The organism is Agreia bicolorata (genome assembly GCF_000938265.1).
GTDB classification, from domain to species: Bacteria; Actinomycetota; Actinomycetes; order Actinomycetales; family Microbacteriaceae; genus Agreia; species Agreia bicolorata.
Genome location: NZ_JYFC01000009.1, coordinates 118410 through 124677 on the forward strand (window position 1 = coordinate 118410; position 6268 = coordinate 124677).

Below are 6268 nucleotides of genomic sequence, written 5' to 3' on the forward strand. Positions count from 1 at the left end.
GCCATTGATCGAGGAACTGTAACTTGTTAACAGTCAACCTATGAGACGCGAAGTCCACTCGTCAAGCATTTTTGGCAACTGTTAACAGTTTTGTTATTGAGAGGGCTCCGTGGAGTCGGCCGACCACTGGATGGCGTCTCTCACGCGACCCTTGGCCCGCATCAGGTGGTCGTGCAGTCGCTCGACCGCGGCATCCGGATCGCCGGCCCGCACGACGTCGAGGAATCCCTGGTGGTCGATGACCGCGGCATCCATGTCTGCTGTGTTGCTCATGTCGAGCAGAACCTCGAAGGTGCGCTGATAGGGGCGCCATGCCTCGGCCAGTCGGCGGTGCTCGGAGAGGCGGTAGAAGCTGGTGTGGAACTCCATGTCGGCGAGGTCGAACGCTTCGGGGTCGTTGCTTTTCGCGGCCGCTGCCATGGCGTCAACCAGCTGCTGCACCTCGTCCCAGCCCTCGGCGCTCGTGTGCTCGATGGCCAGTCGAAGTGCCATCGACTCGAGGCTCTCGCGCAGCGAGTAGAGCTCTTCGATGTCGCGCTGGCCGCGAAAGCTCACGTAGAGCCGCTTGCGTCGATTGTCGACCAGGCCTTCGCTCTCGAGCTGGCGCAGCGCATCGCGCACAGGGCCGCGGCTCACGTCGAAGCGGGTGGCCAGACTGTCTTCCGACAGGTGGGTGCCGTCGGCGATCGAGCCCGAGATGATGTCGACCCGCAGCTTGTGCGAGATCTGCTCACCCATCGCAAGGGGGCGCGGAGAATGTGCGGTGAAGACCATGAGCGCCTTTCGTTGACAGTTGACAGTATGTTACCCATACGGTCACGCACTCCTCGCGCGGAAACAAGAAAGGGGCGCGCCAGGTTCTCCTGACGCGCCCCCTCAGATGCTGACTAGCTTCGAGCGCGTCGCGCCCTCAGCAGCATGATTCCGGCCACGAGGGCTCCCGCGGCCAGTGCGAGGATTCCTGCGATCGACAGGCCCGTGACGGCAAGGCCGCTGGTGGTGCCGCCAGTAGTGTCGCCGGCCGTGCTGGCTGCGGTGCCTGGTGTCGGGTCGGTACCCGGAACCTCCGGCCCGGTGCCGTTGCCGCCGGTATCGCCCGCGGCTCGCGCGGTCACGAGCTGCCAGCCGATGAGCTCGCCCGCAGCGGTGTAGAGGGCGATGCGGTGCTCACCCGCGGGCAGGCTCGCGGGCGTCGCGAGCGTCAGCGAATTGCCGGCGGCGACAACTGCCGTGCCCAGCGCGGTCGGTTCGGAGAAGGCGAAGCCGTAGACGGTCTGCCCCTCGTGGCCGGCGGGGAGGGTAATCGAGACGTTCTCTCCGGCGACGAAGGGATTCGGCGTGACGGTGATCGCATTCTCGAGCGCGGGGGTCAGATCGCTGTCGCTGGGAGTCCAGCCGGATTCCTCGCCGATGACCAGCGTTGCGGAGAGTGACTTTCCGTTTCGGCTGCCCATCGACTGCACGAACGTCAGGGCGTGCGAGCCCGAGCCCGAGAGCGGTTCGGCCAGGTCGATGCGCCACGTGCCGTCTGCGGCCACATCGGCCTGGCCGAGGCTGGCGCCGTCGGCGTCGCCGGTAGCTTCGACACGAACGGATGCGCCCGGCAGGCCCCGCCCCGTGAGCGACGCGAGCTGGGTGTCAGACGGGTAGACGGTGGAGAGATCGGTCGCCAGCGCGAAGTTCGCGCCTGTCGCGTCGATGTCGGGGCGATTGTAGAGAAACTGCTTCGTCGTCAGCGGGTGGTCGACGATGCGCGTCTCGCCGACGCAGCCGTTCCAGCCGTGCTCGGCCTCGGTGTCCAAGGTTGAGGTGCCGATGATCCACGGCATGAAGTTGGCTGCCATCATTCCGCCGGCGTTGGACACGTTGCGCAGAACCGGAACGCCGTCGACGTACATGATCACGGTGTTCGCTGCAGGGTCGTTGACGATGGCGACATGGTGCCACGCCTTCTGCATGATCTCGCCGGACCAGTTGGTGTACGAGTTGCCGGTCGAGGAGTCGGCTGCCGAGTACTGGTATTCGCGCAGGTTCGAGATGCCCAGCCAGGCAACGCCTGCGCCGGGGTCTGAGTCGTCGTGAATGCCGGACCACTCGCGTGTGCCGCCTCTGGTGAGAGCCGCTGACCAGCGGTTGGCGCTCTCGGTCCAGTTCTCGTCGAGCTGCAGGAACGTCTCGATCGTGTAGCCGTTGTTCTTGTTCAGATCGGCGAATGTGGCGGGGGCGCCGTACTCGGTCGTGAGGTACGACACGCGGTCGGGTCCGCTGGCATTGCGTGTGGCGTTGGTGAAGCACACGGAGCCCGGGTCTGACGAGTAGAACGCCGTGTTGCTGTGGCTCACATTGACGTCGGCGAGTTCGTCGGGCTCGTCGGTCTCGCCGATCGCATTGCGGTGCATGGGACTGCTGCCCGCGACATCCGGAATGACCGTGTTCTCGTCGACGACACCCGCGCCGACGGAACCGAAGCGCCAGTGGGCGATCGTTCCGGTTGCGGGGATGTAGTCGTTCGGGGAGCCCGCAGCGAGCAGGGCATTGGCGGTGCCGCCGCCGGTCCAGCCTTCGGAGACGATCTTCGTCGCGAGCGACGAGAGGTCGGCCTTGGTTTCGTTTGCCGGATCGGTCTTCCAGCCGAAGCGACCGTTGAAGTCGAAGGGCATGCTGAACTGCTGATTCGGGCCCGTGAGCACCGGGGTGTCAGATGAGGCGAGCGAGGCCTTGTCTTTCATCGGGATCCAGGGAGAGACCGTATCGACGTCGATCTTCTGCCCGGTCAGGTCGAACTCGAACAGGGTCATCACGCCATTGCCGCCGTCGGCGGCCATCTGGTAGTCGGTGAGAATCTGGTGCACCGGATGCCCGAAGTCATTCGTGCGCGTCTGTTGCGTCGCCCCGTGGAAGTGCCCGTTTACCGTCAGGATGATCTGGTCGTTCTTTCGGATGAGCTGATCCCACAGCACGTCGCCCCACCACCACGACGTGGGTGATGTCTGGTCTTCGGCGATGTTGATGATCGCGTGCGACGACAGCACGACCGGCACCTTCGGGTGCTGGTCGAGAATCCCCTGGGCCCAGCCGAAGGTGTCGTCGGAGGCATTCCAGGCGATGGCGAGTGAGATCCACTGGTGCCCTTCGGCCTCGAAGAGGTAGGCCGACGACAGCCCGTCTTGGAAGGTGCCGAGCAGGGTGCTGCCGGTCTTGGCCGACTGTGCGGCCATGGCGTCGGCCCCGAAACGCGCCCGGTAGTTGCCCGAGATCGCCTCTGACGAACGAGCGTTCATGTCGGAGACATCGTGGTTGCCCGGAAGGACGGAGTAGGGAACCCCGCCGTCTGTGAGGTTCTTCATGGCCTTGGCCGCCGCATCCCACTCGCCGGAGACGCCCTGCTGGTCGACGACGTCGCCGACCTGAACGACGAAGGGAATGTTCAGCTCATTTTTGTGGTCGACGATCCATTTGGTCTGCACCTCGAACGGGTTGGTTCCGTACTTCGGGTAGAACTGTGAAGCGCTGTAGCGGGAGTAGAACTGCGTGTCGGGCAGTACCGGAAGCAGGAAGCTCGAGTTGGTGCCGGCGGGGGCGTCGGTTGCGGCGGCCGCGGGAGCGGCATCCTGAGTCTGGGCCGTTGCGACGCCGGCGCCGGCCGAGATGAGGCCGAGGGCGAGGGCTCCGGTGATGGTCGCGGCAAGGGCGCGACGAAGGGCGGATGTCGTCATGATTCTTTCGGGGTTCGTACTTCTGGCAAAGGGCATGGGTCTGCGAAGTGGCATGGGTCAGCCCGCCGTGGTGGAGGCGGGGGCGGCGAAGTCGGGGCCGTAGACCTCGAACTCGGCGAGCGACATCCAGGTGCTGCTCGTCTTGTTCGTGAAAATGGCGCGGGCGCCCGTGGCGAGCACGGGGGTGCTGTCGACCGTCAGGCTGAGCTGCGGCGTCGCGTTCTGATAGGGCCACTGGATGCCGGTGGCCGGCAGATCTTTCCAGCCGCCGGTGATCGTGCGGTACTGAATGGTGACGCCGCCCACGTTGAGCTTTGAGTCGGAGCCCTGGTCGAAGATGGCGCCTCCGGTGATCTGTCGCGGCTGGTCGAAGTAGTACGTGACCTTGTTGGGGTTGACGCGGTTGGACGCACCGCCGCTGCGCCAGTCACTGAAGCCGACTTTGTCGCGGGTGCCGTCGTTCAGGCCGGTTCCGGTGCCGAAGAGGCTCTTGAAGTGGATTCCCGCGGCCCGGGCGATGTTGATCTTCTCCGTGGCCGTCACGGTGATGACTAGCTTCGCGGCGAAGCCGGTGGAGGAGGAGGCGGTGACCGTGATCGTGCCCGGGGTGGCCAGAATCTCGTCGGTCACGCTCGACCAGTCCCAGGTGACGGGTGCGGTGATGGTGGTCTGCGACCCCGAGACCGGGCGTTCGACGCGGGTCGGTGCCAGCATCTGGAGTTGCTTGAGGGTGATGCCCGCGTAGGCGGTGAGCGCCGAGTCGGCGGCGTCGCCGGCCGAGCCTACGAGGTATTCGGCGCTCACGGGCACCTCTTCACCGAAGTAGCCGATGCCGGTGCCGGTGATCGTCACGGAGCCGTCGGTGTTCCAGGAGGCGGGGTCGGGCATGGCCCAGGTGAGCGGTGACATCGTGACCGTGGTGCCCCAGCTGTAGCGAGCGGGCTGAGACGTGGGCGGCGTTGGCACGACGCGTGTCTCGGTGCGACCGGAGATCGCGGCGACCTCGGGAGTGATGGAGCGCAGGAACCACTTCTGCACGGCGCCCGTGCCCTGGTCGTAGGTCTGGATCTCGGACCCGTCGTCGGTCTTCCAGTTGTACATGTCGAGCGCGGCGGTGTTGCCGTTTGCGTCGCGCTGCACGTTTGTGAGGTAGACGGCTCCGCCGCCGGCGTCGACCGCCTTCCACTGGGCGTAGGGGTCGCCGGCAGCCTCGGTCGGCGTCTCGGCTGAGATAGACAAATAGCGGAAGACAGGGCTGTCGTTCGGGTTGCGCACGAGCACCTTGCCGTCGGCGCTCGCGAAGATGTATGTGTCGGATGCTCCGGCGACCGGGTAGGCCGTGATCAGCTGAGACGTGAGGTCCGCGGGCGTGCTGGCTCGGGTGAAGATCGCGGCGGCCGCGAGGGTGTTGTTCGGCTCTGTCTTCTGCGCGTTCGCGTTGCCGATCTCGAGCACCTTGCCGGTGGCGTGCACGCTTTCGATGAGCAGACGCACCGGGGCGCCGAGTGCGTCGGTGCCGGCGAGTGCGTCGGTGGCCGTGCTCTGTGGGGTCGGCTCGGTGGCCGCCTCCGCGGCCGCTGTGGGCAGAATGCTCGAGAGACCGATCACGAGGGCTAGGGCCCCGGTGATGCTCCCGATTGCTCGTCGGGTTCTGCGGTTGGCGATTCTCATGCTGGCGTTGTTCCCCTTTTGATTACTGTGGCGACTCGAGCTCGGGTGCTCGGGCCGTGACAGAGGCTAAGGGGGCGAAGTGCTGGGTGGCGTCGAGAACGTTAAACGCCGATGAACGGTCCGCATCCGAACGTCGTTGTGTGTGAAGCACATTTCGTTCGGCGACGCGTTCGTCGCCTGCCTCGCCTGACAGCCCAGATCGCTCCTGAGTAGAGTCGCAGGCATGAGCACCACGCGAAGCCGAAAGCGGCTCTATCTGAGAGGCGCTCTCGTTATCGTCGCCGTGCTTGCGATGCTGTACGCGGCGCGTGTCGGACTCCTCTTCATCGGCGCTTCCGAAGGAGACGCGCCGCCTGTCTCGTCAGTCCCCCTTCCGACAGGGACTGAAGTCACTCAGGTGAGCACTGAGTGCGCTTCCGGCGGATGCTGGACGCTGATCTCGGTGCGTCCGCCTGGCGGGACCACCCCTGAAGATCTAAAAAGCGAGCTAGGAACAACCCCTCAATCGCGCCTACCCGGTTCGTTCTGGGATCCACGCACAGTCTCATTGACCTCGGAGACCAGAGGTCGGTCTCTGGTGATCAAAGCTGATTACTTTTCTCCGGAGTACGTGCCCTAACAGCGACCGGGTGGGGAATCGGCGTCCTTGGCCGAGCGACTTCGCGATGATCGAGTAGATACGCCAGGAATCGTCGGTGAGAGGGCTCAATCGCGACTCGACTTGGCGCATATCGACCCAACTTCGCGATTTTGGGTCTGTTCTGTCTCGTTGCTTTTCTGACAGTTCTGTCTCGGGACCTGCCTGACAGTTCTATGGTTTCTTGGACGATCAGTGGATGGCATATGACCCCGCCCGGACTGATCTTCGTTTGATCGTTGCG

Annotated in this window: 3 protein-coding genes; all 3 read right to left on the reverse strand. The window is 64.9% G+C overall.

Annotation, left to right across the window (positions count from 1 at the left end; translation table 11 throughout):
- Positions 1-93: 93 nt before the first annotated feature.
- On the reverse strand, positions 94-774 hold the full coding sequence (locus tag TZ00_RS17310; RefSeq protein WP_044443612.1) for a GntR family transcriptional regulator: 681 nt from the start codon (positions 772-774) through the stop codon (positions 94-96).
- Between the two features lie 113 nt (positions 775-887).
- Positions 888-3716, reverse strand: coding sequence for a LamG-like jellyroll fold domain-containing protein (locus TZ00_RS17315; protein WP_052521674.1), 2829 nt, complete (start codon positions 3714-3716; stop codon positions 888-890).
- A 57-nt stretch (positions 3717-3773) separates the two neighbouring features.
- The gene (locus tag TZ00_RS17320) at positions 3774-5387 is read right to left on the reverse strand and encodes an Ig-like domain-containing protein (RefSeq protein WP_044443613.1); all 1614 of its coding nucleotides are present in this window, start codon (positions 5385-5387) and stop codon (positions 3774-3776) included.
- Between the last annotated feature and the right edge of the window lie 881 nt (positions 5388-6268).

Excerpts from the sequence above, each read along its gene's own strand:
- TZ00_RS17315 (WP_052521674.1), bottom strand. The coding sequence starts at position 3,716 with ATGACGACATCCGCCCTTCGTCGCGCCCTTGCCGCGACCATCACCGGA.
- TZ00_RS17310 (WP_044443612.1), bottom strand. The coding sequence starts at position 774 with ATGGTCTTCACCGCACATTCTCCGCGCCCCCTTGCGATGGGTGAGCAG.
- TZ00_RS17320 (WP_044443613.1), bottom strand. The coding sequence starts at position 5,387 with ATGAGAATCGCCAACCGCAGAACCCGACGAGCAATCGGGAGCATCACC.